The following is a 24,875-nucleotide window of genomic DNA, read 5'->3' as shown; positions in this document are numbered from 1 at the left end:
CCGTGTTTAAGACGTGCCGGTGGCAGTTGCCTGGTGGGGGTCACAGGCGGCGTGTCGGTGATCGAGAAGTAGGGAGGTCTCCGGTAGATCGCTCATCGACGAAGAAGAACATCTGCACGGAGACCTCGTGGAGGGCGTCAAGTCCGCCGGCGTGCAGCGGCAGTACTCCGGCACCGCCGGGCGCATCGAGAACTGCCAGCTCGGCGTTTTCCTCGCCTACGCCAGCAGCAAAGGACGGACCCTGATCGACCGCGAGCTCTATCTGCCGCAACGCTGGTGCGACAACCCCGCCCGGCGTACCGAAGCCGGTATCGGCGAACAAGTCAGGTTCGCGACCAAACCCGCACAAGGCCTGACCATGCTGAACCGCGCCCTGGACGCCGGCATGCCGGCGAAGTGGGTCACCGCCGACGAGGCCTACGGCAAGGACAGCAAGTTCCGTTTCGACCTGTAACCTGCAACGCAGGCAGGGCGCCTACGTGCTCGCCGTGGCCTGCAACCAGAAGATCCCCACCGAGACCGGCAGTTCCCGGGCCGATACCCTCGCCGTCCGCGTGCCGGACCCGGCCTGGAAGCAACTTAGGCTTAGACCGTGTGTCAGTTGGGGTTGTTGCTGGTCAGCAGGTTGAGCCGGGCTGCGCGTCGAAAACAGATCAGAGCACAGGCTAGGCGCAGGAATCCAAGGAAGTGGGAAGCCTTGCGCTCGTAGCGGCGGACCAGGCGCCGGAACCGGGTGGTCCATTCCAGGCAACGTTCGATGACGTAGCGGTGCCGGCCCAGGTGCTTCGACGACTCGATTCCCGGGCGAGCGATGCGCGGAACGATGTTGCGCTCATGCAGTAACTCACGGCATCCGGGATAGGCGTAGCCCTTGTCGCCGTGCAGCTTCGCCGGCCGTTTGCGTGGGCGGCCGGCGGGCTGACGGATCGGCCGGATGCCGTCGACCATGTCCTGCAGCATCTTGTGGTCGTTGAGGTTGGCGGCGGAGATGTCGACGTGCACGGGCAGCCCGCCGCGTTCGCTGATGGGGTGGATCTTGGAGCCGGGCTTGCCTCGGTCTACCGGGCTGGGCCCGGTCAGATTCCCCTTTCGAGCGCACGGATGTGCATGCTGTCGATACTCGCCCGCGACCAGTCGATCTGCCCGGCGACCCCGAGCACGTCGAGCGTTGCCTGGTGCAGGGCGGTCATCACCCCATGCTCGACCCATTCGGTGAACCGGCGGTGCGCCGTGCGCCAGTGCACGGGGAACGAGTGGGGAAGCTTGCGCCACGAGCAGCCGGCTTCCATGACGTACACGATCGCCGCGAGCATCGCCCGGTCGTCGGTGCGCCGCCGACCGCCGCCCTGATGCCTTTCCGGGTGCGGCGGCAGCAACGGCTGCGCGAGACGCCAGAACGCTTCCGGGCAGTACTTCTCGACGTCATCCACACTCGGTCAACGAATGACCTTGCGATTCAACGACCCCAACTGACACACGGTCTTAGCTGTGGCGACGGCGTCAAAGGTCCACGACTCTACGACTGGGCTGTGGCTACGTTGCCAGATACCGGCACCGCTGCACACGGCTATCGCCGTTGGCTGCTGATCCGGCGCGGCATCACCGATCCCACCGAGCTTGCCTACTACCTGTGCTACGGCCGGACAACACGGGCGGCGAGGAACTGATCCGCCTCGCCGGCACGAGGTGGGCGGTCGAGGAATGCTTCGAAATCGCGAAGAACGAGGTCGGCCTCGACGACTACCAAGTCCGCCGCTACGACGCCTGGTACCGCCACATCACCCTAGCCATGTGGGCCCACGCGTACCTCGCCGCCACCGCCGCAGCGTCAAGAGGGGCAGCGATCCCGAGCGGGACAAACTCGTCCTACCCCTCGGCGAGGTCCGACGTTTGCTGGCACACCTGATCACCAGCATCAGCCACGAAGATCATATCTGGCAGTGGTCAGGCTGGCGGCGCAGGCATCAATGCCGCGCCCGAACCAGCCACTACTAGCGCAGACTCCGAACCTGAAAGTGCGGCTGGAGTACTAGTCTGGTCTGGTGACTCACGCGGTCTATCCCGGAACCTTCGACCCCTTCACGCCGGGCCACTTCGATGTCGTCGGCCGGGCACGCCACATGTTCGATCACGTGACCGTGCTGGTCGCCGTCAACGGCAACAAGCAGCCGTCCCAGACGACCGATGCGCGAGCTACGGAGATCGAGCGCCTCCTGCCGGTGGAGTGGGAGAACGTCTCGGTGGCGGCCTGGCACGGGCTGACGGTGGACTACTGCAAACAGCACGGCTGCAGCGTGATCGTCCGAGGGGTCAGAAACTCGACCGACTGCCAGCGCGAGTTTGAGCTCGCCACGATGAACGAAACGCTGGGCTTGACGACCCTCTTCGTTCCTACCCGGCCGGCGCTGGCATCGATGTCGTCCACCGCGGTACGGGCTCTGCGCGCCTGAGCGGGGGCGGCCAGATTTTCTCGGCGTGGCCGGTTTGTCGACGACGGGCGAATGCTGGATTCGGCCGCCGTTGACACGGTTGACCGATCTCCTTTCTTGGCCAGTAGTTAGGCTCGTGCCTAACTGTCGCGACGAGCTCGACACCGTGCTCCGCGCTCTCGCGGATCCGACGCGCCGGGCCGTTGTGGGACGGCTGGCGAAGTCCCCAGCCGTCGTTTCCGAGTTCGCGGCGCCGTTCTCGATGACGTTGCCGTCGCTCATGCGGCACCTGCGCGTCCTGGAGAAGGCGGGCCTGGTCACGTCGGAGAAGCAGGGCGTATCCGCACGGTGAGCCTGCAGCCGGGCGCCCTGGACTTGGGACCCGGGGCGGTCGGCGAACATGATGCTCCGTATGAATCTCCTTCTACGACGGGTTCGGCGACAGGACCTTCCCGCGTTGACCGTCCTGCTGGATCAAATCGGCTATCCGACCACTGAGTCAGAGTTGGACGGACGACTCGACTACTGGCTGGAGGACCCCGCAAGCTGGCTGATCGGCGCCGAGGACGGCGGCGCCCTGATCGGCGTCGCGGCGCTGCACGTCCTGCCGATACTGGAAAAGACTGGGAAGTTCGGGCGGCTGCTCGCCCTTGTGGTCGAGGAGCAGTACCTCGGCCGGGGTGTCGGCCGGATGCCGGTGACGGCCATCGAGGACCAGGCGCGCGGTCGGCTGCCTCGCTATGGAGCTCAACAGCAGCCGTCACCGGACCGAGACCCATATCTTCTATCAACAACTCGGATATGAGGACGCCTGTGTCAAGAAGGCCCGGTTCTTAAAGAGCCTTACCGACGCATAGCTGCGAAACGGGCCAGCGAAGCTGGCGGTTCTCCGAGACCGACGCTCTCGTAGGCCTCGTCGGCAGGCATTGTGGGCCTGACCGATTCGACGGACAAGGTCGCTGTGTTGATCCTCAAGCTACCTTGAGGGCAGTCAGTGGCTGGACTTTGGTGCCGTTCTCGTAGGCGGCTGGGCTTTGGTAGCCGAGGCTGGAATGCCGGCGGCGGGTGTTGTACCAGCCTTAATGGCAACAGAGGACGCCCGTACCAGCCGTCGGCCTTTGAGCCTGGGAATCGAGATCGGCGCCTCGTTGTGGATCGTGATCGTCGCCTGACCCCTGCTAAATGTGAGGGTTTGACCTTGGAGTTCGTATGGGGCGGGCGGCGGTCACAGTGATCGACGAGGATGATCTTTGCGTGGTTCGCCGGCGGGCTGAGCCTTGGTTTGGTCGCAGGCCTGGAGCCTTGCGCGAGTGCGGGCGCCGCCGGTGGCGAGGTGAACGGCTCGTGAGATGTCGTGCGGCAAGCACTGTCCATTAGGGCGTCGCGCCTCGCTGTGGTCGAGACAGAGAGGAGCCGCGGTGGCGGCGGTGGCGTGTGGGATTGACTGGGCGCAGGATCATCACGATGTGGCGCTGGTCGACGAGAGTGGCGTGGTGGTGGCCTCGGTCAGGATCGGTGATGATGCGGCAGGGCTGAGTCAGGTACTGGCGCTGCTGGCCGAGCACGATCCGGTGGGCGGGAAGCTGCCCGTGGCGATTGAGACGAGTCAGGGTTTGCTGGTGACGGGTTTGCGTGCGGCTGGCCGGCAGGTGTTCGCGATCAACCCGTTCTCGGTGTCGCGTTATCGAGACCGTTACCGGTCCTCGCGGGGGAAGTCCGATGCGTTCGACGCGATGGTGCTGGCGAACATTCTGCGCACCGACGCTGAGGCGCACCGGCCGTTGCCGCAGGACAGCGAGTTGCTGCAGTCGCTGCGGGTGCTGACTCGGGCGCAGCAGGACGCGGCCTGGGACCAGGTGTCGGTGTACTCGCTCGAGTGCAGAGGTAAGTACGGCTGATCTTGCAGAGCGATGGATGCGCTGACGTGTCGTTCCTGCGGTTGGTGATGGTTCGATACGCTCGACGAGCCGGCGGCGTGGTCATGCCGTGGATCAGCTTTTCAGCGACTCATCATCCGGGAGACCTCATGAAGCCCTGGCATATCAGCGTTGTTGTGGTGGTCTTGCTGCTGGTTGTATTTGTCGGCTGGCTCGTCGCCTCTTATCGCAGAGGCCGTGATGGGCGTTGATGCTGGTCGGCGGCTGTGAGCCGCGGACGTTGCTGGGTGTTCAGGCGACGTTCTCGATCGCGGTTAGGCGGTTCTTGAGCCGGTAGCTGGGCCCGTTGATCGGGACGACGCCGCAGTGGTGCAGCAGCCGGTCGAGGATGGCGGTGGCCAGGACCTCATCGCCGAAGACCTGGCCCCATTCGCCGAAGCCTTTGTTTGAGGTGAGCAGCGTAGAGCCTTTTTCGTACCTTTTTGAGATGACCTGGAAAACCAGGTTGGCCTCGGGCCGTTCGAGGGGCTGGTAGCCGACTCCATCGATCACGAGGACGTGGGGGCGCAGGTAGGTGCGCAGTTTGCGGGTGAGCCAGCCGATCGCGTCGGCGGCTTTGAGCTGGCGGACCAGATCATCGAGGGTGGTGAAGTAGACGGTGAACCCGGCCCGGCAGGCGGCGACCGCGAGCGCGACGGCGATGTGGGTCTTGCCGACTCCGGGTGGTCCGAGCAGGGCGACGTTGGCTTTGGCCTGCACGAATACGAGGGTGGAGAGGTCGCGGACTTTGCGGGGGTCCAGGTCGGGTTGGTAGGCGAAGTCGTCGTCGTCGAGGGTCTTGTGGTGCGGCAGCTTCGACAGGCGCAGTCCGGCGCGGTAGCGGCGTTCATCTTTGACGGCGAGTTCCTCTTGCAGGATCAGGTCGAGGAAGTCGAGGTTGCCCATGGCGGCGGTGTCGGCGCGGCGGGCGAGCTCATGCAGCGTCTTGGCCAGGTGCGGCAGCCCGAGCTTGGTGGCGCTGGCTTCGATGCGGTTGCTGACCAGCTCAGTCACGAGAGAAGTCCTTCAGGTGTGGGCGGTTGGTGAACGGGCTGGCCGCAGCGATCTGCTCATAGACCGACAGAGGCCTGGCCTCGACGATGACCTGCGCGGCCGCCCGGGTGAGCAGGTTTTGCAGCGGTCCGCGGTCGCTGCCCGGGCTGGGATGACGGCGTGGCTGTGGCACCGGATCGAGGGGATCGCCGGTGGTGACCGCGCGGGTGTGGCCATCGGGCAGACCGTCCCAGTGCGCCTCGTCGACGATGCGGGCGCCGCGGCCGACCGCCCTGGAGTGGGTGGCCAGCAGGGTGGTCCGCTCTGGGCTGGCGGCGGTCGCGCGGATCTCGACCAGCTGGCGGTGGCGGACCTTGTGGGCCGGCACCGAGTAGAGGTTGCCGGCGTAGGCGACCAGGCAGTCCTTGCCGACGTGCCGAAGATGCCGGTCGGCGACGACATACGGCTTGGCCGGGATCGGCCGTAGTGCCTCGTGGTCACGGACCGCCCGGACCCCGATGATCTCACCGTGGGTCCGGTGCCGCAGTCCGCGACGCTGCGGCACCCACGCCATGAACGCGGCGTCGATCTCGGCCAGCGACGAGAACGCCCGCCCTGCCAGGACGTGGTCCCGCACGATGGTGACTTGCCGTTCCACCCGGCCTTTGCCGGTCGGCCGGTAGGCCGCGAGCACGTCGATGTCGAAGTCGTAGTGCCCGGCGAACCCGACCGCTTCGGGATGCAGCGGGACCGCCTGGCCAGGGGCGACGTGCCGGCGGACCACGGTCTTGGTCCGGTCGTAGACGATCGAGCCAGGCACCCCGCCGAAGTGGGCGAACGCCAGCCGGTGGGCGCCCCAGAACGCGGCTAGGTCCTGGCTGGTGGTGAAGCAGCAGAACGGGTCTCGGGAGTACGAGAGCACCATGTAGAACGAGTAGACCTTCGGGATCCCGACGTGGGCGAGGATGGCACCTTCGTCGCCCCAGTCGACCTGGGCTTGAGCACCCGGGATGACCTCGAACCGGCGGTGCAGCCCGGCCAACTGGTCCGGGCTGATTCCCAGCTCGGCCGCGATCCGCGGCCTGGCCTGGCCTGGCCTGCTGCAGATACAGCTTCACCCGCTGGTAGTCGCCGGTGAATCCGTACTGCTCGACCAGCCGTTCATGGATCACCGTGCCCTTGAGCAGCAACTCCGCCCGCAGCCACGCGTCAACGACATGCGCGAACGCGTCGATCACCTGCCCACGAGCCGGCCTGCCCCGCCGCTGCGGCGGCGGCGGCGGCGTCAGATCATAGCCAGATACTTCTTGACCGTCCGCCAGTTCAGGCCCGTCTCGCGGGCGATCTCCGAGACGCTCGCACCGGCCTGGTGCAAGGCCCGGAACCGGCGCACGTCCAGCCACCGCTGCTCATCCAACGCCCCCATCGCCAGCCGCCCAACATCTGCCCGACAACGACCAGGACAGCGTCACGCCCAGCATTTAACGTACGACGGACAACTTGTGCTCACCTCTGCACGTTCAGCCGTACGCGGCTCTGCACTCCTAGCCGTACGCCGACAGGGGGCCGTGCTGGCAGTCCGAAGCCAGCCACAACATCACCGGTGCCGCAGCCGAATCACGCCCTGACGGCCAGCCGTGGGGGTCATCGGTGGCGCTGGACGTTGTTGCGGCGGCCGCGTTGCTGACCGACGCCGGGCTGGATAGCGCTAACGTGGTCCGGACGCTGCTCGTGTCCGGGGCGTCGTCCGGGCTGGCCATCGAGACCTTGGTCCGCAGTGTGCTGGAGTCCGCGGCGCAGGTGTGGTGGCTGCTCGAGCCCGGCATCGGCGGGCGGGCGCGGATGGCCCGCTTGTATGTGTTGCGCCGGCAAAGCGCCTGTGCGCTGCAGGGCACCGCCGCCAAGCTGCAAGTGCAACTTGGCTCTGGATACGGTCAAACCGTCGACGACATGGTCGCGCTCTACGAGCGTGAGCTGGGCCTTCGCCCAGACCACAGCCATAAGGGCGTATGGGTTGGCTGCGAAGGCCAGCGGAAGACGGGCTACACCGACCGCGTCGCCCGGTTCATGGGCGACATCGGCCACGCGGAGGACAAGGGGCCCTACGCCTTCATCTGCGGCGCTTCCCACATGGAGTTCTGGCGACTCTCCTACGGCTATGAAGAGATTGAGAACCCGGACGGAAGCCGGGAATGGATGCCACGAACACCACGAGACTTCCTGCGGTTGGCACTGTCAGTGACCACCGATGCGCTCGTATACCCGGCGGCGCGCGCCTTCGATCTGCTCGGCCGCCAGGCGGCACTTCGTGAGTTGGTGGGTCTGCTACCGGGAGCACGGCGGGCCCTCACCGACTGACCGCGACCAGACTTCAGGTCGGCCTGATGTCCTGCGCTATCCGGCTACACCTTGCGCCATGAAGCGATGCGGAAGTTGTAATCCGATGGTTTGCGGGTGCTGTCGACCAGCGCCTAGATCATTTCCCGTTAGGACGCGGCACGCCCACTGTGGTCGTCGTGATCCATGGCTTATAACCGCCACGTCGGCAGGTCAACTCAACTTCCAGCTCATCGTCCGCGATGCCGATCAACCAGTCCCCGTCGGGTGGAGTAACCATGAAGCATCCGCGCCTTTGGCTGACCCTGATCTTGCCGATCCGCTCCTGGGATGAGTGAGGCCCTTTCGGCGGGTCTTGCACAAAGAGGAAGGGCCAGTTTTCTTCCTCGTACTCAATCTTGCCGTCGGCGTTCGGCACGGGCACCGCCAACGGCAGCACCTTCACATCAATTGAGTCGAGATACTCCAGCGCAGGCGGTCCCACAAGCTTCACGTAGAGAATCCTGGAGCTGTCATCACCGCCGTCCAGCTCACCAAGCGTCTCGGCGGTCACCTTGAGCTGCGGCCGCATTTCAGCGTGTCGACGATCTGCCTCGATCCGGGTTAGCGCCTCAGCAGCTCGCGTGGAACTGTTCGCAGTACGCCAAGCCAAAACCGCGATACCGAGTGCTACAACCGCCGTGCCAGCGCTGGAAATCGATCCGACAGCGCTCAACGTGTCCGCATCCACGGCTTCCAAGGCTAGCCCTAGCCTGCCGCGAGGCCGAGCATTCTGAATGCTGCACTGGCCATGGCCGTTCTGTGCGGGGGCTTGACGGCGCCCGGCCGCTCACTCCTCCGCTAGGGCGTAACCGAGCGCTTAAGCGGTGAGCGGCCGAGGATCAACGCCTGCAGGTCGAGATCGTCCAATCGACCGGAGGTAAACCATTGTTCGAGTCCCATGACGTCCTCGTCGCCCGGCGAGCACTTCACCGCCCGGTCGATCGCTGCGCAGATCAGTGTTGTGGGTGCGCCGTCATCCCGCAGGCGCTGCGCGACGAGCGTCCAAAGCGCGGCGTCTACCCGCGGGGGCAACTCGACGGGCTGGCGCCGGCGCATGTCCTCGTACCGTTGCTCGGCGAGATCACACAGGTCGTCGACGGACCATGGCGGGGTGCTGCCCAGCAGAACCCCGGCGGTGAACGCGAACATGCTCGGTTCCTGCAGTTCTGTAAGCGCCGCCGTGAGCACCTTGTCAGGCGCGGGACGGTGGAACTGGGCTTCCATTAGCCGGTGCCATAGCAGGTAGATCGCCAGCATCGGCTCGCGGACCACGCGCTTGCGGTGCGTGGCCAACGCGAGTTCGATTCGTTCGAGTACCGGGCGCATGTCGACGCGCAGATGCTCGTCGCGTCCGGCTAGGACCTCGATGATGTAGCCGAAGAACTCGCCGGCCCTGGCGCCAGCGGTGGACTTCGTCATCGCTTCGGGGTGTCCCAGGTAGAACTCCGGAGCCAACCGGACCTGGATGACGTTGGGCAGGTGATCACGCCACCGGTAGGCGCGGTCGACTTCGGTCGAGCCTCGCTGGACGAAGGTCCGGACCACGTGCCGCGCCAGCCGGTTGAGGCCCTCGTGGGTGAGCATCAGCCCGACGTCCGGCACATCGACAGTGTGGGCGCCACCGGCATGCAGCCAAGTCTCCCGGCGCAGTTCCCTGAGCTCGTGGACGCTTTTCGAACGGGTGGTGTACGACTGGGCGACCAGCAACGGCAGGGCGGCCCCGGTCACGGGCCGAACCACACCGACGGCTTCCTCGCGGAAAAAGCTGGGGCGAAGGTGGCTATCCATAAACGCCTTATATCGGGCGGCAATGCCCGCCTTATCAGCCTTCAGGATCGCCGAGCGCATCTCGGTGGTTTGTTCCTCGGGCAGCTTGGCGAGCACCGGGTCGAGGATCTTCTTCTTCTCGTGCGGGTAACGGTCCCACCCTGAATCAGGGACCACGGTGTCCGCCGACAAGGATTCCAGCGCCGCGACGTAGTCGGTGTAGGCGAGTGTGGGGTCTTCGGCGATGCGCTCGCTGGCGGTGACGATGCGGCGCATCGCTCGCATGGCCTGCTCATAAACTTTACGGTTGAGCGCGAGCAAGCTCGTTGTGAAGGCGAGCAAAGCCTCGACGTCGGCGGCGCGCAGGACGAGACGCGGCGTGAACGTACTGGGTAGGACGTCTGCGGGCACCAACCGTCGGGTTGACTCCGAGGGCTTTTTGATCAGGCGGTCGGCCTTCTCACGAATCGGGGTGAACGTAGCGTTCAAGGCGAACGACAGCACAACGGCCAGATCGTCGGCGATCTCGTCTCCACCAGTCGAGATCATGAAGTCCTCGGTGCCGTCGGGCAGGACGGCTTCCAACCGCTCGGTGTACTCAAGCAAGACAGTGTTGACGACCTCCGTGTCGGTCGCCGGTGTCAGGCTGCCCACGGGCAGGTCGACCGGCCCGACCACCGAGAGTCCGCGTTGGTGTAGAGGGTTCGGCGATGCTCCGTCGCATTCAGCGCGACGTCACCGAAGTACATCCCCGTGATGACCTGGAGCACCCCAAGATGATCGCATGATGCCGCTGAGGCCGAGTGTCACACACATGGTGACGACGCTGGCCCAGGCGGTAGTGGGTGAGCATCATGTAGCTTGCACTCAGATCAATTACTGCCCGATTGCCGGACATCGTTGTATGTCTGTGAGGTGTCCGGCCGGGGCACCAACCTGCGCCAGCCTGGGATGCGGTCGCTGCGCGGCGGTGGGCAGCCCCCGTTTACCCCCCGAAAATTCCTACCAATGACTGGTCGGCGATGACAAGTGATGATCACCTTCTTGCGGCGTTCGCGCAGGTCAACGCGTAGGGCCGACAACTGTTGACAGCCCAGGGATGGCGATAGTCGAGGAGCGTAGGTTGTCGACTCTTGTCATCGTTACGCAGTCGTCAAGCGCGAAGGTCTCACGAGCATCTTCTTCGCTGAGCCTCCCGGCTTCTTGAACGGCTTCTCTGTGACGCCCAAGCTGCGGCCTGCGTCCTTAGGCATGTCATGCGACTGTCGCCCGAGGATCGGTGATGAATGCGAGGAAGGAGGCGGCGTAGTCGTTCGTCGCGACGTTGAAGGCGGCGTTGCCCGACATCATGCCGGAGATGCCTCCACTGACGAGGTCCCAGCGTTCGAGGTCGCCGTAGAACCGCTTGATCATGTCGTCACCCTTTGCGGCCAGCTCTGGCATCCCGGCCTGCACCAATACCGTGCGATTCGACGACATCGCGAACTGCGGGCGTTCCAGGCCTGTGCGGTCGAACCAGCCCGGCGGATCGCTGAGAAGCGTCAGCAGCCGCAGATGAGTTGGGGTCAGGTCATCGATCAAGGTGAAGAAGCGATGCTGATCGTCCTCGTCCGGAGCCCCGGGCATAGCGGCATTCAGCACAGCGTTGCGCAGCGCGTCGAGCTTCTCCCGCTGGGAGTTACGCGCCGCAATCCGTGTCGCTGTCATCACGGCGTCGACGAAAGTGTCGTTGTCTGCCAGGTCATCAGGGTCGAACCCGTCGAACCGCTCCCGGAGTTCCTCCAGCCCTGTGGCAAGCTCGCCCAGCCACTCGTCACGCCGGCGATCCACCTTTGCGTTCAAGCGCTGTTCCAGAGCCACGGCGAAGGCGCCACCGATGACCGGCACCAGGTTCAGCACCATCTCCGTCATGGTCTGCAGGGCTTCTCGACGTTCGCTGTGCGCCGGAGGGGTCGTGTCCATCCCGCCATCATGGTTTAGCCCACTGACAGAAACTGGACCTGAGGTGCGACTCCGCGTCGGCAACGCGGGCAAGGCTGGACACCTGAGACAGCAAAAGAGCGCCCGGGGTATCGAGATCTCTGGCACTGCCCGCGCGCTACAGGGTGCTCGTCCGATGCAAGGCGGCTTCCCCGGGTTTGGTGGAGCCGTTACGCCGGCCAGGAGATCGCCCCGTTCGGGTTCGCTAATAGGACGGGCAACAACGAATCGGCTAGGTTTTCGGTGACTGCGACGATCTCCCGATGTACCGCAGCCTTGTCACCCAGCGCACCCAGGATGGTGCCGATCCTCACCTGTTCTTCCTGCGGCGGGACCAGCACGGGCAAGGTTCGCAGCGTACTCAGCGTCAGTGTCGGTACGGTGGCGGTGGAGGAGTGCCGACTGATCCACTCTCGGATCACTGGATGCGCCAGATAGTGCAACAGGTAATGCGAGTCGAGCCTTGGACGTAGCTTGAAGCAGGCGTTGCCGACGACCCATCCTTCCTGCTCAGAGTCGACCCGCGCCTGCTTGCTGAGGTCTCCGGTCCGTACACAGATAAGGTCTCCCGGAGCGACGCGATAGCGGTCCAGTCTGCTAGACGCCTCATCCGTCACGTGTACGGTTACGCTTCCGGTGACACGGCCATGTTCTAGGTTCTTTGGCGCGACTACCTTGACTGGTACGCCGTCTTCAGCAGGTCGCATCAGGTTGGCCGACGGGCCGGCAACAACATCGCACACTTCGACGAGTGGCACTTCCCGCCAGTTGTCCGGCACGGGACCGACAAGAGCGTTCACAGTGACAGCTCCTCCAGGTACGCCTCGATGACGCGGTCAGCGTTGCCAGCCTGCTCTGTAAGCCGTCGCAGCTGTAGCGCCAGCTCGCGCACCCGTACAGTCTGCTCATGGATGTCCGGCGACCCGTCCATCGGTACCATGTGGGCACGAGGGTTCAGCTTGTACTCGGAGTCACGGAGCTGCTCGATGGACACTGCGGCCGCGAACCCCGGGACTGCGTTAAGCCGTAGTTCCCGCCAGGCGGCGTATGCCTCCACGATCCTTTCGATATCGGTGTCGGTGAGAGAGCGTCGGGCCCGCTCCTGCATAGTCCCGAGCTCGGAGGCGTCGACAAACAGCACAGCATCAGGTCTAGCGACGGTGGATCGCTCGAGCAGCCACATCGTGACAGGGATGGCAGTGTTGGCGAACATCTGGCCGGGAAGTGCGATGACAGCAGAGATCACACCGTCCTCGACCATCGCACTTCTGATGCTGCGCTCTTGCGGGTTCTCTGAGAATCCGGTTCCCCCCGGCATGACGACCGCCGCACGACCGCCGTCAGCTAGCGAGGCGACAACGTACTGTAACCAGGCGTAGTTGCCACTGTGTTCCGGTGGCAGCCCGTACTTCCACCGCCCCTCTACGCCTTGATCGAGGTTCCAGTTGGTGAGGTTGAACGGCGGATTCGTCGTGACAACATCAAACTGCTGGTTCGCTGCCCCAGCCCGCAGGCTGACAGCCGGACTCGGTAGGACCTCGGGGGTTACGCCTCTCATGCGCAGATTGAGATATGCCAAGGCGCACGAGCGGGCGGAGTAGTCGGAGATCGACGCCATCGGCGGCTGGCCTTCATCCTCCCGCTCGAACGTCATCCGGTCGAGCATTGCCGCGAGGAATCCACCCCCTTTGCAGCATGGATCGAAGATCCTGCTGTTCGGGGCGGGCGTGAGCAGCGCGGCGGCTAGGTCGGTAATCGATCGAGGCGTGTGAAACTCCCCAGCCCCTTTGCGTCCGCCATCCAGAGCCATCCGGTCCAGCAAGGTACTGAAGACCTGGGCGAAGGACACGGACGCCAGGTTGTATCGGCCAACCAGGTGAAGGAGCGCTCCTAGCTGGCGCGCATCCGAGGTGCGGACTAGGTCCAGGACCGGGCGAAGGATTCGAGGACCGTGCTGGTCCGCCGACACGTCCGCGTAGATCGCCTGTTCTATGTCGAAAGTCCCATCCGCGAGCGCGTCCCACACTGGACGGCTCCGCAGATACACAAGCACAAGAGCGACGGTGCCCAGGTCGGTTGCATCGAGAACTCCGCGGTGACGGCTCAGATCACGCCAGATCGTGTCACTGACCTGCCGTACCGGATCGCTCGTGGCGCCGGTACTCAGCCGTTCGCTCGGAGAGTCACTCATCTTCTGTATCCATCTTCCTCTTCTTCGACCGGTTGTTCCTAGGCGGGATGATGCGGAGCCAGAGGGTCAGTAGGTCCTTGGAGGCTTGGGGAAAGATTCGATGCACCAACACGAGAAGTAGTACGCAGAGGACTACCCACCATTGCATATCGGCGAGAGCGGGCACGACGGGTGCTGCCAAGCCGGCCCACGTACCGACCCATGACCGCGGGCTCATCGGTACAACTCTTGGCTAGTGAGACCGGCAAGTCGGTAGGTGGTTGGCGGGCCGGGGTCATTCCAGATCAACGTCGCCCCTCTCTTAGGATGCCTCGAGAATAGCGCGAGTATGCGACTACTCGCAAGGAGCAGGCGTATACTCGTCGGGGCAGCGTCCCTCGCGAAGGTGTCGACGACCCCCAGCATGCGAGCAGAACAGCACGCTCAGGTCCTCGCGTTTATCTCGCAGTCCCTTTCGCCCGTCGGCGGTACCGTGACGCCGTGACCGACTGGAACGACAACCCGTGGGGCGAGCCCGCCCCGGGGCTACCCCCTGCATCGCCGCCGGTGTCCGCGTGGGTCCCGCTGAGTCGACGCGCCGCCGGTCTGGGGCCGGACCCGACCCTGTACGAGGCGGTGCCTGATCACCTGCGCCCGGCGTTGCGCAGTTGGGTGAGCGATCGGTGGTCCACCAACCAGCCCGCCCGAGAAGAGCTGCAGTGGCGGCTGCGACTCGCCTTGGACGAGGACGACGTGAACCGCTACCTCGACGGCGAGGATCTTCTCGATGTCATCGACGGCATTCTGCGCTGGTGGCCCAAATCCGAGCTCGACGACGTGGAGAAACGCGACTGGATTAGCGATCCAAAGATTATTCCAGGACCTCGCTCACAACTCAGCGATGCCCTGAACGGCGGCGGCTCAGCCTGGCGGATCAACACCGGCGGGGGCGGGGTGGAGCGACGGGGCGACGAAACGATCACCGCCGCGACCGCCGCGACCGCCGCAGCGGCCAGCCCTGAGTCTGGGGGCCACCTCAGTGCGGCCTGGACCGCCGCATACGGCCGGCACCCCGACCCGGACAAGGCGTACGCCGAGGCGGTCAAGGCCGTCGAGGCCGCCGCCTGCCCGGTTGTACTGCCCAGCAATGGGACCGCCACCCTGGGAAAGGTGCGTGACCATCTGCGGGACGCGTCGGCCAAATGGGAACTCGTCGTTCCCGGCAAGGACGGAACGCCAGGTCCGGTAACACCGGTCATCGCCCTGATGACGACGCTGTGGGAAGGGCAGCGATCCCGACACGCGGGCACACCGACCTCCCGCCGCCAGCTCCAGACGGAGGCGGAAGCGGTGATACATCTGGCTGCCACGCTGGTGCAGTGGCTGCACAGCGGTGCGCTGCGGAGGAAAGCATGACCGACGCCGCCATTCCCACTCGTCACCGGCGCGGCATCGCCAGCTCGGCGGTTCGCGCGTCGATGGCCAGGTAGGTGTCCTCGGTCGCCGCTTCTAGCACATTCTGTTCAGGTTCCGGGGTGAGTCGCGCCGGACGGTCGATCAGCGACCACCAGTTGCGGCTCTGCGCCGATTCGAACGCTTCGCGCGTACGGTTTCGTGCCTCGGACCTGTCCACCTCCTCATACAGCAACTGCCTCCGGGCAGCATGGATCCGATCTGCGACGTCTTCAGCCTCGTCGCGGTCCGGCCGGGGAATCTCCTGATCCACCATCACCGCGATCTGCTCCTGTTCGCGAGCGAGTTCTTCACAGGCGGCGTACAAACGCCGAGACATGCCAAGGACGAGATCGGTGCCGGGTACGGTGCCAGTGAGCATGTCGAGCCGATGCTCGCCGGGTCGCTGCAGATAACTTGGATCCTGGCGGGCTGCCTGGCGCTCCACCCGTGTGGACTCGTCGTCCTCGAGGAGCGTGACCGTTGCAGCGCCGCCGCGTCGGCTGCGCCGACTCTCAACGCCCGGCCCGATCGGTAGAATCCGCAGCGAGTCCGCTGGCAACGCTCGCAACGAAAAATACGTCAGCATGCGTGACTGCGCCAGCATCAGAATCCGATCGGTCTCTGCGGCCTCGGCCTGCTCCGGCCACGGGGACATCGCAGGATCATGATTCTCGACGTCGATCGTCATGAACAATCGATCGGTGAGGCTGGTGCCGCACAGAACTTTGACGTGCGGCCCCGTCATCAGACCGGGCCGGCAGAGTTGCGTCGCACCTTCGCGTAGACGAGGCAGACCGAGCCGGCGGCCTCCTTTGGCCTCGACGATCCAGGGAAGTCCTGTCGCGGGGTGATATCCGACGAGGTCTGGCAGGCCCAACGACGGGATCCACGCGGGTCCGTGACCGACGGGGGGCCGAGCCTCCGCGTGTAGCGTCGGCCCCAGACCCATCAGGCCGCGGCAGGCCCACTCTGCCATCGTCATCCCGATGCGATATCCGAATGCAGACTGGGCTGTGTCCTCCGTACCGCTGGTGTAGATGACGTTGGGTTCGACGATATGCCGGGCAACTGCCCCTGCGGACAGAATCTCGCTGCGGCACAGATAAGCGACCAGCGGCGATCTGCGAGCCACGATCTCGGACCAGGCAAGCGCCGGTACTGCGGCGAGCCATGCTGTCGGATCCCGACCTACGGACAGCGCCGCGTCCAGAACATCCCGCCAAGTTGTGGTGGTGCGATAGTCGCCGCTAGCCGGAATTTGCGGACTATGGCCCGGCCAGGGACGCCAGGCGCCAGCAACCCGCGAGGGCATAGGCCGACGCACCGGTTCAAGATCTGGCCCGGACCAGCGTACGAAGACCGGCACGTCAAACGAGTCCTTTACGGCGATGGGACTTCCCGAGGCTCCCGGCGGCGGCAACATCCCCGCATGATCGCAGAAGCTGACGGCCGCGAGCGAAGTCTCGTTGTTTCAAGCGGCCTTGTGGTGGTCTACGTCGGCCGCCTCGGGGATGTCGACGGGGTTCGCCAGGGCCGACTCGGAGTAATTGCGGGAAGCCGGCGACACGCGGCGTTGTAGAGAGAGCCCTATTGGGCCGTCGACCTTTTTTCCCGTATGAAGGCCCGGACAAGATCGTGGATGAAGTACTTCCCGCGCTGGTCGGGGCCGCTGATAAGACTAACGTTGCTCAGCTCGTTGACCAGCCGCTCGCTCACGGAGCCGTCTGCCCCGAGGAGCGTCTGCACAGCCTCAATTTCGAATTCCTCGGGACCTCGCATGGAGAGCTCCCTCAGCAGGTGGGTTGCGGCGGATGAGACGGCGCTCAACGAACCTTCCAGAAGCACGCCGATGTCGGCCAGCGGATCGTCGAGGGACAAAGTGTCAATTCGGGCATCTGTGAGTCGCCTTCGGAGTTCTCGAAGACTCCAGTTGGGGTGCACCGCCAATTGCGCCCCAGCGATCCGCAGCGCCAACGGCAGGCCACCGCATAGCTCGACGATTGCATCCGCATCGGCGGGTTCCTGGCGTACACGATCTGCTCCGATGGCAACAGTAAGCACTTCGATCGCCTCGTCATGCGGGAGCGAAGCGAGGGCCAGAGTAGCGGCGCCTTCGCGCGCCGCTACTCCATGCATGGCCCTGCGCGTCGCGACCAGCACCCGGGGCCCCGGGACGGCTGGCAGCAAGGGACGCAGTTGTTCGGCGGTATCGGCGTTGTCGAATGCGACCAGCGTCCGTCGTCCTGTGAGTAGCGCTCGATAGAGCGACACGCGGTCCGGAAGCTCCGGCGGTATACCGGTCGGAGCAACGCCGAGTCGGCTCAGCAAACCTCCTAGAACATCCGATGGGGCCCGGGGTAGCTGCTGCCGGTCGTGCAGATCGGTGAGCAGGATGCCATCCGGAAAATCCGATCGCGACGCCTCGACGAACCGGTTGAGCAGGGCGCTCTTGCCAACACCGGGGCTGCCGGTGATAAGAACGATGGGCTTCTCGTCATGTGATATCCAGTCTTCCAACTGGCGGAGGGCGTCGCGTCGGCCGACGAAGTGGTTCTCCGCGGCGGGCTTCGTGCTGGAGACCGATGCGGGCGGGTGCGAGACCGGGCTTAGGGAATCGCCCTCCGGAGAGGACTCCCGAACGTCTTCTGCCCTCAGCCAGAGTTGGTAGAGGTCACGGAGGACCCGCTCGCCATCCGTTTCACCGGCGCTCCAGTCGGCCAACTGCCGTGCCACGCTCTCCGCCTTGGACCACCTCGGCAGATTCCTGCCGCGGAGCATGGCACTCATGGTTTCGTGGCTGACGTGATCACGCATGTCATTCCGTGCGTGGATCGCCCTACTGACCATGCGCACGCTCGGTTTGCCGGCTGCCGCATATAGCTCATGCAGGGCCATGACGAAGTCTCTTAGTGGACCCTGAGGTACCTGATCCTCGGGAGGAACAGCGATCGGCACGTCGACTTCTCCGTTGTCAGGGTTGTCAGAAACCGTCAGAGTCTGACACTATCGTAGCAGGAAGGGTCGCCCGAGATCCACACCGGCAGACGGAGTCGCCATGCCTATCTCGATAGATCAAGCACTCGTCATCGGCGCGGCATTGGTCGTCGCCCTCATGGGGTGCGCCAGGGCCTCGTGTTCGGATTCGACCGCACTCGTGCGGCTCGCGCTCGACGTCTGGTCAGGCTGGACGATGCTGGACGGGCATTGCGGCCGGATGCCAATGATCGTCCGTCATAACCGCGCCGTTTAATGTCTGCTTGCCCCTGTTATGTCATCCCTGCAGCTGTCCTGAGCATCATTTGAGTGTGACGACACGTCCTCGAACGTCTGCTCAGCGGATCGGGCAGTTCGATAGGCCATCCTCGCCCCATTTACTAGGACACCGCTGGCGTTGCGAGGCTGAGTGGGAGAAGTCCGATACGAGGCGACATCAGTAGGAGAGCAACCGTGGCGTTCCAAGCTCCGTGGATGAAGCAGCGTCCGACCTCTGTGCTTGCTGGCGGGACTCAGGCGCCCGGCGGTGGTGAGGAGCCCGATACGGTGGGGGTCCTGGTTGCCAGTATCGGCTGCGTGCCTGGTGACGTGGCATCCTCGGGGAGGATGTCATGACCATTCAACTCTCCGCGGCACACACGTGGGCGCTCGACGGTGTGACCAACGGTGACTGGCTCGCCGTCGCCGCCGGGATCGTGATCGGCATCGTTGGAATGACGGTCGCCGTTGCGATCGCTCGCTGGCAACGCCGGCACGAGATAGACAAGGAAGGCAGCGATCAAGCTGAGCGAAGCCGGGAAGGAGCGCGCCAAGCTGAATACCAGCTCGAACTGCAGAATCAGCAAGCACGACGGGACGCCCGCCAGCACCAATACATAGAGACAAGTGAGTTGCTTCGGCTGGGGCAGCAGATTGAGTGGCGGATCCGGCACGACGGCCCGTTCACCGCGACTGGACTCGACGCCTTGCGGCTTGGCGAATTCGCCAGGGAGACGGAACAGCTGTCGGCTCGTGTCCCGGACCGTCTGCGCCTACCTCTGCAACGTCTGGCCGCTACTGCCAACAGGCTGCAGCAGACGGCGATGCGTGAGGGTGCGGGGCGCCCGGCGCTGCTGTCTTCCGGTAGTGAGCCGGACCTGACCGTAACCGCCAGCCATGCCGACTTTCGCCTCGCCGTTGAGCAGGAGCGAGTGGCGCAGGAAATGCACCGTGAGGTGGCCGGGGCTTGGGCAGAGTTGACCGATGAGTGGGGAAGCTAACGTCAGTCGAGGACCGGCCGCACCGCGGAACAGACCGGTCCGGCGATCCGCCCTGCCACAGCGTACGTGTTACCCAGGCGATCAAGATGTTGCTGAGCAATTGTCCTGGCATGAGCCGCTGAGGCACCGGATGTCGGCTACAGCGCTCGAGGCGGCCCGGATTGCCGTCAGCACGACCGGCCCACGTTGGCATGGTGGCGCCCCCGTTTACCCCCCGAAAACCCCTGCCAAGGGTTGACTATCAGCGACAAGAGACGATCACGTCCGTACGGCGTTCGCGCAGATCAACGCCATGATCTGACAGGCAATGACAAGCTCTGGATCATTGCATTTGGTAAGCGTAGGTTGTCGACTCTTGTCAACGTTACGCAGTCCTCGACGAGCGTAGCTAGGCAAGAACGACCTCAGCGCCATGCCAGGGTGCAGATAAGAAATTGCAAGATGGTGTTCGAGTTGTCTTGCACTTCACGAAGTCGAGCGGGGCCGCCACTGGCTGGTCGGCACGTCGAAGTAAAGGACGCTGCCAGGTGCGAAGGGCGCGGTGTCGAGTGTTCGGATCGCCTCGATCGCCTCGGCGGTGTGTTTCTCGGTGGCCTCGGTCCACTCCAGGTAGAGGTCGTGGTCGGTGAGGTGGATTGTTCGGGGTGCACGCCGGCCCAGCGCCCGTTTGAGGAAGGCAGCCAGTTTTGGCGCGGCGGCCTGGGCTGCCACTTTGAGGAACGGAGTGAGGACCGTGATCACCACCGGCGCGTTCTGAAAGAAGTCTTCGGCGTTTTGGGTGACGGAGAGCTCCTCCAGCTCAGCGCCAAGGGCGGCGGCCGCGGCTTTTGCTGCGTCTACCTCGTCACCGGTCAGGCCATCAATGTCCAGGTGGATGGTGTTTTCGCTCAAGGTCGGTCTCCTGATGAGTGGGTAGTGAGGTATCCGCTGCAGGTAAATCCGGCCCAATGCGCCGGGTGAGAGTACGGTCTCAGCGTGCCGTCGGCGCTGAGCATCTGGTAGCCATTGGGGTAGGTGTCGGCCAGTTCTCGGCGGGAGGAAGTCCGTAGCCAGTTTTGGGCCTGCGTCAGTGCTTGTGCGGGATGCGCGCCGTCGGCGAGATTATCGTGTAGCCGCCGCATGAGCAGCCCGGTAGGGATGTCGTCTACCGGCCACTGTCCAGCGATGACTGCGTCCGTGCCGGCCTGGTGAAGAGCAAGGGGCAGGCCGATGATCTCGTCAGACATGCGCAGGTCAAATCGCTGGCCCTCGCAGGCGGCGAGGATGGCCAGGCGGGCGCCGATGCGGTCTTCGCTCAGGAGATCACGTACGGTCAGTTCGCCATCGGTGAGGCATAAGGCGCTGTCCAGCGGGGTGGCCGGTTTCGACTTACCGTGGCATAGCAGCTCTACGACGTCGCCCTCGCGCAACGCTTCGATGCCGTCGTCACGTGTTGCGTCGGGTGCGGCGCGGATGTGTGTGCCATAGCGTTCCTGCAGCCAAGTGATGTCCCTGTCGGTGCGCGGCAGCCGGCGCAAGAGGGGCACTTGGGGGGCCGCGCAGATCCGTACCTTCCACGGCGGCCGTAACGGCTGCCGGTCCGTTGTCAGGGTTCGGGCATAGGGCAGGTGCCACACGGCAGGACCATCCTGCTGTAGCAGCGCGGCCGCGATCGGAAGCGCGCCAGTCACGCCGACGGCCACGAGACCGATGGGACCGGTCCGAAGCACTGGGCAGGCACGAATCCAGTCCGCTAGTGGCACCAGAGCGGTCTCGGCGAGCCACCGCACGGTGTCGTCGACCGAGCCGAGCAATTGCGGGCGAGTGTTGGGTTCCTGCAGCTCACTGACCCGTCTGGTGGCCGCGTGGGCAGTGAGCCCCGGTAGCCAGACAGGTTGTGGTTCGGCCGTGTCGGTGACGATCAGGGCATACCCGGAATCGTTGGCGGCGGCCAGGTAGATTACCGGCATAGTGGCGACCGCTGCCTGCACGAGGTCATAGGTGATCGGCTCTAACGGAGGTATCGGCTGGCCGGTCACCTTCTCGATGTCCTGCTGAAGCCGGTCGACCTCTGCGGCGGCGGCATGCAACGCGGTGGTGTGCCCTGTGGCGTAGTGGCGGCCTTCAACTGTCATGCCGGGTTGGAGGGCCGGTTGCCGGGTGTACTCGTCGCGGTAGCCGTCGCTAAGTGCCGCAAGGGCCGTCGTGTAGCGGCCCAAGAGCCGGGCGTGGCCGGTAGCGTGCAGTGCGGTAAGGAGGGTCGGGTCGAACCATCCGGTCAGCCGGTCATACAAGACCGCCCGAGATGTCTCAATGGCGGTCACAGCGTCGCGGGTCCGCTGAGTACGGGCTAGCCAGTAGCCTGCCTCGGCGGGGATACCTTCGTTGCTGATTAGTAGGCGTTCGCGTTCGGCGAGCGTGACCGGGTCGCGGGCGCGCTGGACGAGGGCAACCGTGCGGTAGTGGAGGGCCTCCGCCCGGTCGTCGTCGGATCCATGGTTCATGGCTGCGGCGAGCCAGTCGTCCACGGCGCCGACAAGATTAAAAACGCTGTCATCGACAGCTTCGTCGATGAGGGAGCGGTAGCGTTCGGCTACGGTAGTCGGTCGTTTGCGGCGGGTCGGCCATCTCATATCAAACCGTCCAGATCGACGAGAATGCCTTTGGCGCGGATGCCGAGGGGGCCTGGGCGGCGGGCGAGCGGTTCGAGGATGGATCGGGCCTCGGCGATACACTGGCCAGATCCGGGTATGCCACCGGCCGCGCAGAAATATAGACACTGGGCCAGCTGGAGCTTCGAAACTCGATCGCCGTGAGACTGAGCGACTGCGTCTCGGCAGTGTTGGATGGCATCCACCGATCGGTCTTGGCCAGTGACGCCGTAACTTTGGCTGAGGATGACGCCAAGGGTGCCGACGTGATCGGCAGACGGCGGCCGACCGATATTCACCGCCTGCTGTTGCGCGGCGAGGGCGAGCCAATAGTGGCCGGCATCTCCGTCTCTCGCGAGAAACAGGTGGAAGCCTGCCCGATGCGCATGTACCCGCGCTTCGGCCTCGACCTCCGGCGCTTTGTCCGACCAGTACGCCAGAAGTTCTCTCGCTTCGGCGTATCCCTGGGGGTCCCGGGTTTGCTCTGCCGCCAAACTCATAGCGTTGACCAGATCATCGGCGGCCATGACCGCCCATACCGGATCAATGGTCGAGTCTTGCAGGACTTGGCGCAGGGTGGCGAGCGCCGCTTGAAGCTCGTGGCCGTGGCCGCGTCGCAGGGCAAGCATAGTCCGGGCGCGGGCCTGGTTAAGTTCGGTGAGTAGGCGTCGGTCGTTGGGTAGGTCCGGCCGTTCCAGGGCGACCGAGCAGTCGCGGATCACGTCCTGTGCTTCGGCCGGCGATTCGATTCGCATGATTGACAAGCTGACCTGCATGGCGTTGATGGTTCGTGGGCTTTGTCGGCCGTAGACGACGCCAGCGGTGAGGGCCGCTGTCAGCCCTGCGGCTACCACGACCGCCCAGGGCAAGGTGAGCCACAGGCGCAACCCCAATGCGACGCACAGGCCAACGGCAGTGGCCCAGATGGTGACAATAACGCGTCGACGTCTCCCGGTTGGGGTATCCGACCACACCGTATCCGTGTAGAGGACCGCACCGAGGCCTGAGACGGCGGTCAACAGGGCAGCGGATGCAACCGCGACGCGAAACGACCCGAACAGGGAGCGGCCTAGCAGGAGGAAGGCGGTGAACTGGGCCGCCTGAAATAAGGCAAGCCGGGACCAGAATCGTCGCCACCGAAGGTCTTGAAACAAGCGCGTCCCCTCCCACCTCCATACATTGCTACCCACAGTGGAGGACCGCTATCCAAGTCACACGGTTGGGTGGCGGGCGACTGTTGCCAGTCGGTGCCTGAAGCTCAAGCGTCGAATCGGCGGAATCGTCGCCAGCGCGGGCAGATCCTCCCGCTCATGCTGCGCCGCCGGAAGGCCGACGTCGTCATAGAACTGCCTGCCAACCAGCAACAGGTCATCGAGCTGGACCTGAATACAAGGCGTCGCCGGTTGTACCAGACTTACCTAAAGCGGAAATGACAAAAGGTCCACGGCCTGCTCGGCGACTTGCAGAGGAACCGGTTCGAGCTCCTCCGCTCACTGACCCTGCTCCGGCAGGCCAGCCTCGACCTGACGCTGGTCGGCCTGAAGCACCACGCCCGAATGGTCGACCGACCTGCACGCCGACGCGGACGCCGCACGGCAGGCCAGCGACTGGGGCACCCTGAAAGGTGCCTTGACCGTGCCGGTTCCCAGCGGTTCGACAACCCTGGGAGTGCTTATCTGCTACAGCGCCAACACTGAAATCCCCGACGACACCCGCACTGCCGTCATGACCGGTATCGCCGCGCACGCCGGGGAATTCCTCGAACGCCGCCGGGCCGAACAGTACGCCGCCGAACTCGATCAGAGCCGCGACGAATACATCGCCCTGGTCGGTCACGAGCTACGAACCCCGTTGACCAGCATCCAGTCCTACACCGACATGCTGCTCACCGAACCCGGCATGACCATCGCCGACCGCACCCAGATGCTTCAGGTCATGAACCGCAACACTGATCGCCTGCCCGCGCTGATCGCCGGTTGCTCGACGTGGCCGGCGCCCGCTCGGGGCAGATCGCCTTGCACCCCCGGCGCATCAATCTTGCCGACGTGGTCCGCACCGCAGTTGCCCGAGCCACTCCGCGCCCCACGATCACCATCGCGGTGAATACCGGACCCGAAGTGATGATCGATGGCGATCCCGACCGGTTGCATAACGTCGTCAGCGAACTGCTCAGTAATGCCCTGACCTGGGCCCACGAAGACAGCACCATCGGACTCACCCTGCACGCCGACGGACACACCGCCGTGCTCGCCGTCACCAACACCGGCACCCGCATCCCCGCCGACGAACGCAACCGCGTCTTCGACCTGCTCTTCCGCGGCGAACGAGCACAGCACAGCGGCCTGCCCGGCATCGGCCTCGGACTGACCTACGCCCGCGCCATCATCGAGCAACACGGCGGCACCATCACCATCAGCGAACACGACGAAGCCGTCACGACCTTCATCGTGCGGCTGCCTTCGCACCCAGAAGTACCAGGCGCAGCCACACCAGAATCAGCCGACAGAACGGTTCAAGAAGGCTCGGACGCTATGCGCGGTGCCGGAGTCGGCGTATAGAAGTCGACGGCCGGCGTCCATTATCGTAGGCGAGCCCGACGAAGCTGTCACAATCTTCGTCGTCCGGCCGCGGTCGTACCTGGACACCTTCACAACGCCGGCTAGTTTCCGTCGACTCAGCCGTCTGAGCTGGGTATACAGCGAAGCGCGGCACCGAAAATCCTGTGCAGAAACCGCACCCCGTTGTGGAGCCTCGTATGCCGACGGCGCGACCTGGTGACTAAAGCAATCGCTTCAGGCGACGCACGAGTTCGGTCACGACTCGGGCTGACCACAGAGCTGGTGGCCTAACCAGCGGACAAACGCCACCAGGCCTAATGCGGCAGCCCGGTCGTCCCAGCGCCA

Annotated in this window: 24 protein-coding genes and 3 pseudogenes; 13 read left to right on the top strand and 14 right to left on the bottom strand. The window is 64.7% G+C overall.

Features of this window, described 5'->3' with window-relative positions; all coding sequences use genetic code 11:
• Positions 1-118: 118 nt before the first annotated feature.
• A pseudogene (locus tag TFC3_RS36210) lies at positions 119-500 on the top strand (transposase); the annotation flags it as partial.
• 97 nt (positions 501-597) lie between these two features.
• Here TFC3_RS36210 and TFC3_RS36205 read toward each other — a convergent pair.
• A protein-coding gene (locus tag TFC3_RS36205) for an IS5 family transposase (protein ID WP_201787212.1) occupies positions 598-1,430 on the bottom strand; the annotation gives its coding sequence in 2 pieces (ribosomal slippage) (positions 598-1,089 and positions 1,092-1,430; 831 coding nt in all).
• A gap of 51 nt (positions 1,431-1,481) precedes the next feature.
• Here TFC3_RS36205 and TFC3_RS24520 point away from each other — a divergent pair.
• The 6 genes and pseudogenes from TFC3_RS24520 to TFC3_RS37320 all read left to right on the top strand — a co-directional run.
• Positions 1,482-1,906 (top strand): annotated as a pseudogene (locus TFC3_RS24520) (IS701 family transposase); the annotation flags it as partial.
• 136 nt (positions 1,907-2,042) lie between these two features.
• On the top strand, positions 2,043-2,450 hold the full coding sequence (gene coaD / locus TFC3_RS24515; RefSeq protein WP_236718295.1) for a pantetheine-phosphate adenylyltransferase: 408 nt from the start codon (positions 2,043-2,045) through the stop codon (positions 2,448-2,450).
• 115 nt (positions 2,451-2,565) lie between these two features.
• Positions 2,566-2,781 (top strand): helix-turn-helix transcriptional regulator, encoded by a 216-nt coding sequence (locus tag TFC3_RS39605; protein WP_236718294.1) that lies wholly within the window; start codon positions 2,566-2,568, stop codon positions 2,779-2,781.
• Positions 2,782-2,886: 105 nt separating this feature from the next.
• Positions 2,887-3,234 carry a GNAT family N-acetyltransferase gene (locus TFC3_RS24505; RefSeq protein WP_201787210.1) on the top strand — a complete coding sequence of 116 codons (348 nt, stop codon included), beginning with the start codon at positions 2,887-2,889 and terminating at the stop codon, positions 3,232-3,234.
• Between the two features lie 613 nt (positions 3,235-3,847).
• A pseudogene (locus TFC3_RS24500) lies at positions 3,848-4,294 on the top strand (transposase); the annotation flags it as partial.
• A 59-nt stretch (positions 4,295-4,353) separates the two neighbouring features.
• A complete protein-coding gene (locus tag TFC3_RS37320) occupies positions 4,354-4,557 on the top strand; it encodes a hypothetical protein (RefSeq protein WP_153040371.1) in 204 nt (67 codons plus the stop codon).
• Positions 4,558-4,597: 40 nt separating this feature from the next.
• Here the strand turns inward: TFC3_RS37320 and istB are convergent, their stop codons facing one another.
• From istB to TFC3_RS39600, 3 genes are all read right to left on the bottom strand, one after another.
• Positions 4,598-5,359, bottom strand: coding sequence for an IS21-like element helper ATPase IstB (gene istB / locus TFC3_RS24495; protein ID WP_067504322.1), 762 nt, complete (start codon positions 5,357-5,359; stop codon positions 4,598-4,600).
• Positions 5,352-6,380 (bottom strand): DDE-type integrase/transposase/recombinase, encoded by a 1,029-nt coding sequence (locus tag TFC3_RS24490; protein ID WP_236718293.1) that lies wholly within the window; start codon positions 6,378-6,380, stop codon positions 5,352-5,354. Before TFC3_RS24490 ends, istB begins: the two co-directional genes overlap by 8 nt.
• 243 nt (positions 6,381-6,623) lie before the next feature.
• Positions 6,624-6,764, bottom strand: coding sequence for a helix-turn-helix domain-containing protein (locus tag TFC3_RS39600; protein WP_236718292.1), 141 nt, complete (start codon positions 6,762-6,764; stop codon positions 6,624-6,626).
• A gap of 224 nt (positions 6,765-6,988) precedes the next feature.
• On the opposite strand from TFC3_RS39600, the gene TFC3_RS24485 reads away from it, so the two are divergent.
• On the top strand, positions 6,989-7,696 hold the full coding sequence (locus TFC3_RS24485; RefSeq protein ID WP_067504319.1) for a hypothetical protein: 708 nt from the start codon (positions 6,989-6,991) through the stop codon (positions 7,694-7,696).
• A 118-nt stretch (positions 7,697-7,814) separates the two neighbouring features.
• Here the strand turns inward: TFC3_RS24485 and TFC3_RS24480 are convergent, their stop codons facing one another.
• The 5 genes from TFC3_RS24480 to TFC3_RS24460 form a co-directional block, all read right to left on the bottom strand.
• Positions 7,815-8,405, bottom strand: coding sequence for a hypothetical protein (locus TFC3_RS24480; RefSeq protein ID WP_153040370.1), 591 nt, complete (start codon positions 8,403-8,405; stop codon positions 7,815-7,817).
• A gap of 110 nt (positions 8,406-8,515) precedes the next feature.
• Entirely contained in the window at positions 8,516-10,162 is a 1,647-nt protein-coding gene (locus TFC3_RS24475) for a hypothetical protein (RefSeq protein ID WP_067504313.1), read from the bottom strand.
• A gap of 576 nt (positions 10,163-10,738) precedes the next feature.
• The gene (locus TFC3_RS24470) at positions 10,739-11,446 is read right to left on the bottom strand and encodes a hypothetical protein (protein ID WP_067504310.1); all 708 of its coding nucleotides are present in this window, start codon (positions 11,444-11,446) and stop codon (positions 10,739-10,741) included.
• Positions 11,447-11,634: 188 nt separating this feature from the next.
• Positions 11,635-12,264 carry a restriction endonuclease subunit S gene (locus tag TFC3_RS24465; RefSeq protein ID WP_082772273.1) on the bottom strand — a complete coding sequence of 210 codons (630 nt, stop codon included), beginning with the start codon at positions 12,262-12,264 and terminating at the stop codon, positions 11,635-11,637.
• Complete coding sequence (locus TFC3_RS24460; RefSeq protein WP_082772272.1) at positions 12,261-13,655, bottom strand: N-6 DNA methylase; 1,395 nt, start codon at positions 13,653-13,655, stop codon at positions 12,261-12,263. The genes TFC3_RS24465 and TFC3_RS24460 overlap by 4 nt, the downstream gene beginning before the upstream one ends.
• A gap of 732 nt (positions 13,656-14,387) precedes the next feature.
• Here TFC3_RS24460 and TFC3_RS36200 point away from each other — a divergent pair.
• Entirely contained in the window at positions 14,388-15,050 is a 663-nt protein-coding gene (locus TFC3_RS36200) for a hypothetical protein (protein WP_161952671.1), read from the top strand.
• A gap of 22 nt (positions 15,051-15,072) precedes the next feature.
• Here the strand turns inward: TFC3_RS36200 and TFC3_RS37315 are convergent, their stop codons facing one another.
• A complete protein-coding gene (locus TFC3_RS37315; protein WP_153040368.1) occupies positions 15,073-16,455 on the bottom strand; it encodes a hypothetical protein in 1,383 nt (460 codons plus the stop codon).
• 221 nt (positions 16,456-16,676) lie between these two features.
• The gene (locus TFC3_RS24445) at positions 16,677-17,984 is read right to left on the bottom strand and encodes an NB-ARC domain-containing protein (RefSeq protein WP_067504298.1); all 1,308 of its coding nucleotides are present in this window, start codon (positions 17,982-17,984) and stop codon (positions 16,677-16,679) included.
• Between the two features lie 710 nt (positions 17,985-18,694).
• Here TFC3_RS24445 and TFC3_RS24435 point away from each other — a divergent pair.
• A complete protein-coding gene (locus tag TFC3_RS24435) occupies positions 18,695-19,342 on the top strand; it encodes a hypothetical protein (protein ID WP_067504292.1) in 648 nt (215 codons plus the stop codon).
• 465 nt (positions 19,343-19,807) lie between these two features.
• On the opposite strand, the gene TFC3_RS24430 is transcribed toward TFC3_RS24435, so the two are convergent.
• The 3 genes from TFC3_RS24430 to TFC3_RS24420 are packed head-to-tail and all read right to left on the bottom strand — an operon-like array spanning position 19,808 to position 23,126.
• The gene (locus TFC3_RS24430; RefSeq protein ID WP_067504289.1) at positions 19,808-20,233 is read right to left on the bottom strand and encodes a hypothetical protein; all 426 of its coding nucleotides are present in this window, start codon (positions 20,231-20,233) and stop codon (positions 19,808-19,810) included.
• Positions 20,230-21,954: a CHAT domain-containing protein gene (locus tag TFC3_RS24425; protein ID WP_082772270.1), complete on the bottom strand. Its 1,725-nt coding sequence runs from the start codon at positions 21,952-21,954 to the stop codon at positions 20,230-20,232. The genes TFC3_RS24430 and TFC3_RS24425 overlap by 4 nt, the downstream gene beginning before the upstream one ends.
• Positions 21,951-23,126, bottom strand: a complete 1,176-nt coding sequence (locus TFC3_RS24420; RefSeq protein ID WP_067504283.1) for a hypothetical protein — start codon at positions 23,124-23,126, stop codon at positions 21,951-21,953. Before TFC3_RS24420 ends, TFC3_RS24425 begins: the two co-directional genes overlap by 4 nt.
• A gap of 69 nt (positions 23,127-23,195) precedes the next feature.
• Here TFC3_RS24420 and TFC3_RS40540 point away from each other — a divergent pair, with 69 nt between their 5' ends.
• The 3 genes from TFC3_RS40540 (at position 23,196) to TFC3_RS24410 (ending at position 24,530) form a co-directional block, all read left to right on the top strand.
• The gene (locus tag TFC3_RS40540; protein ID WP_369819646.1) at positions 23,196-23,405 is read left to right on the top strand and encodes an SNF2-related protein; all 210 of its coding nucleotides are present in this window, start codon (positions 23,196-23,198) and stop codon (positions 23,403-23,405) included.
• A gap of 202 nt (positions 23,406-23,607) precedes the next feature.
• Positions 23,608-24,075, top strand: coding sequence for a sensor histidine kinase KdpD (locus tag TFC3_RS24415; protein WP_201787208.1), 468 nt, complete (start codon positions 23,608-23,610; stop codon positions 24,073-24,075).
• Positions 24,072-24,530 carry a sensor histidine kinase KdpD gene (locus tag TFC3_RS24410; protein ID WP_153040366.1) on the top strand — a complete coding sequence of 153 codons (459 nt, stop codon included), beginning with the start codon at positions 24,072-24,074 and terminating at the stop codon, positions 24,528-24,530. Before TFC3_RS24415 ends, TFC3_RS24410 begins: the two co-directional genes overlap by 4 nt.
• Positions 24,531-24,875: the final 345 nt, after the last annotated feature.

It is taken from the genome of Actinoplanes sp. TFC3 (assembly GCF_001553785.1).
Classification (GTDB): Bacteria; Actinomycetota; Actinomycetes; order Mycobacteriales; family Micromonosporaceae; genus Actinoplanes.
This window is presented reverse-complemented; position numbering and strand designations above follow the sequence as displayed.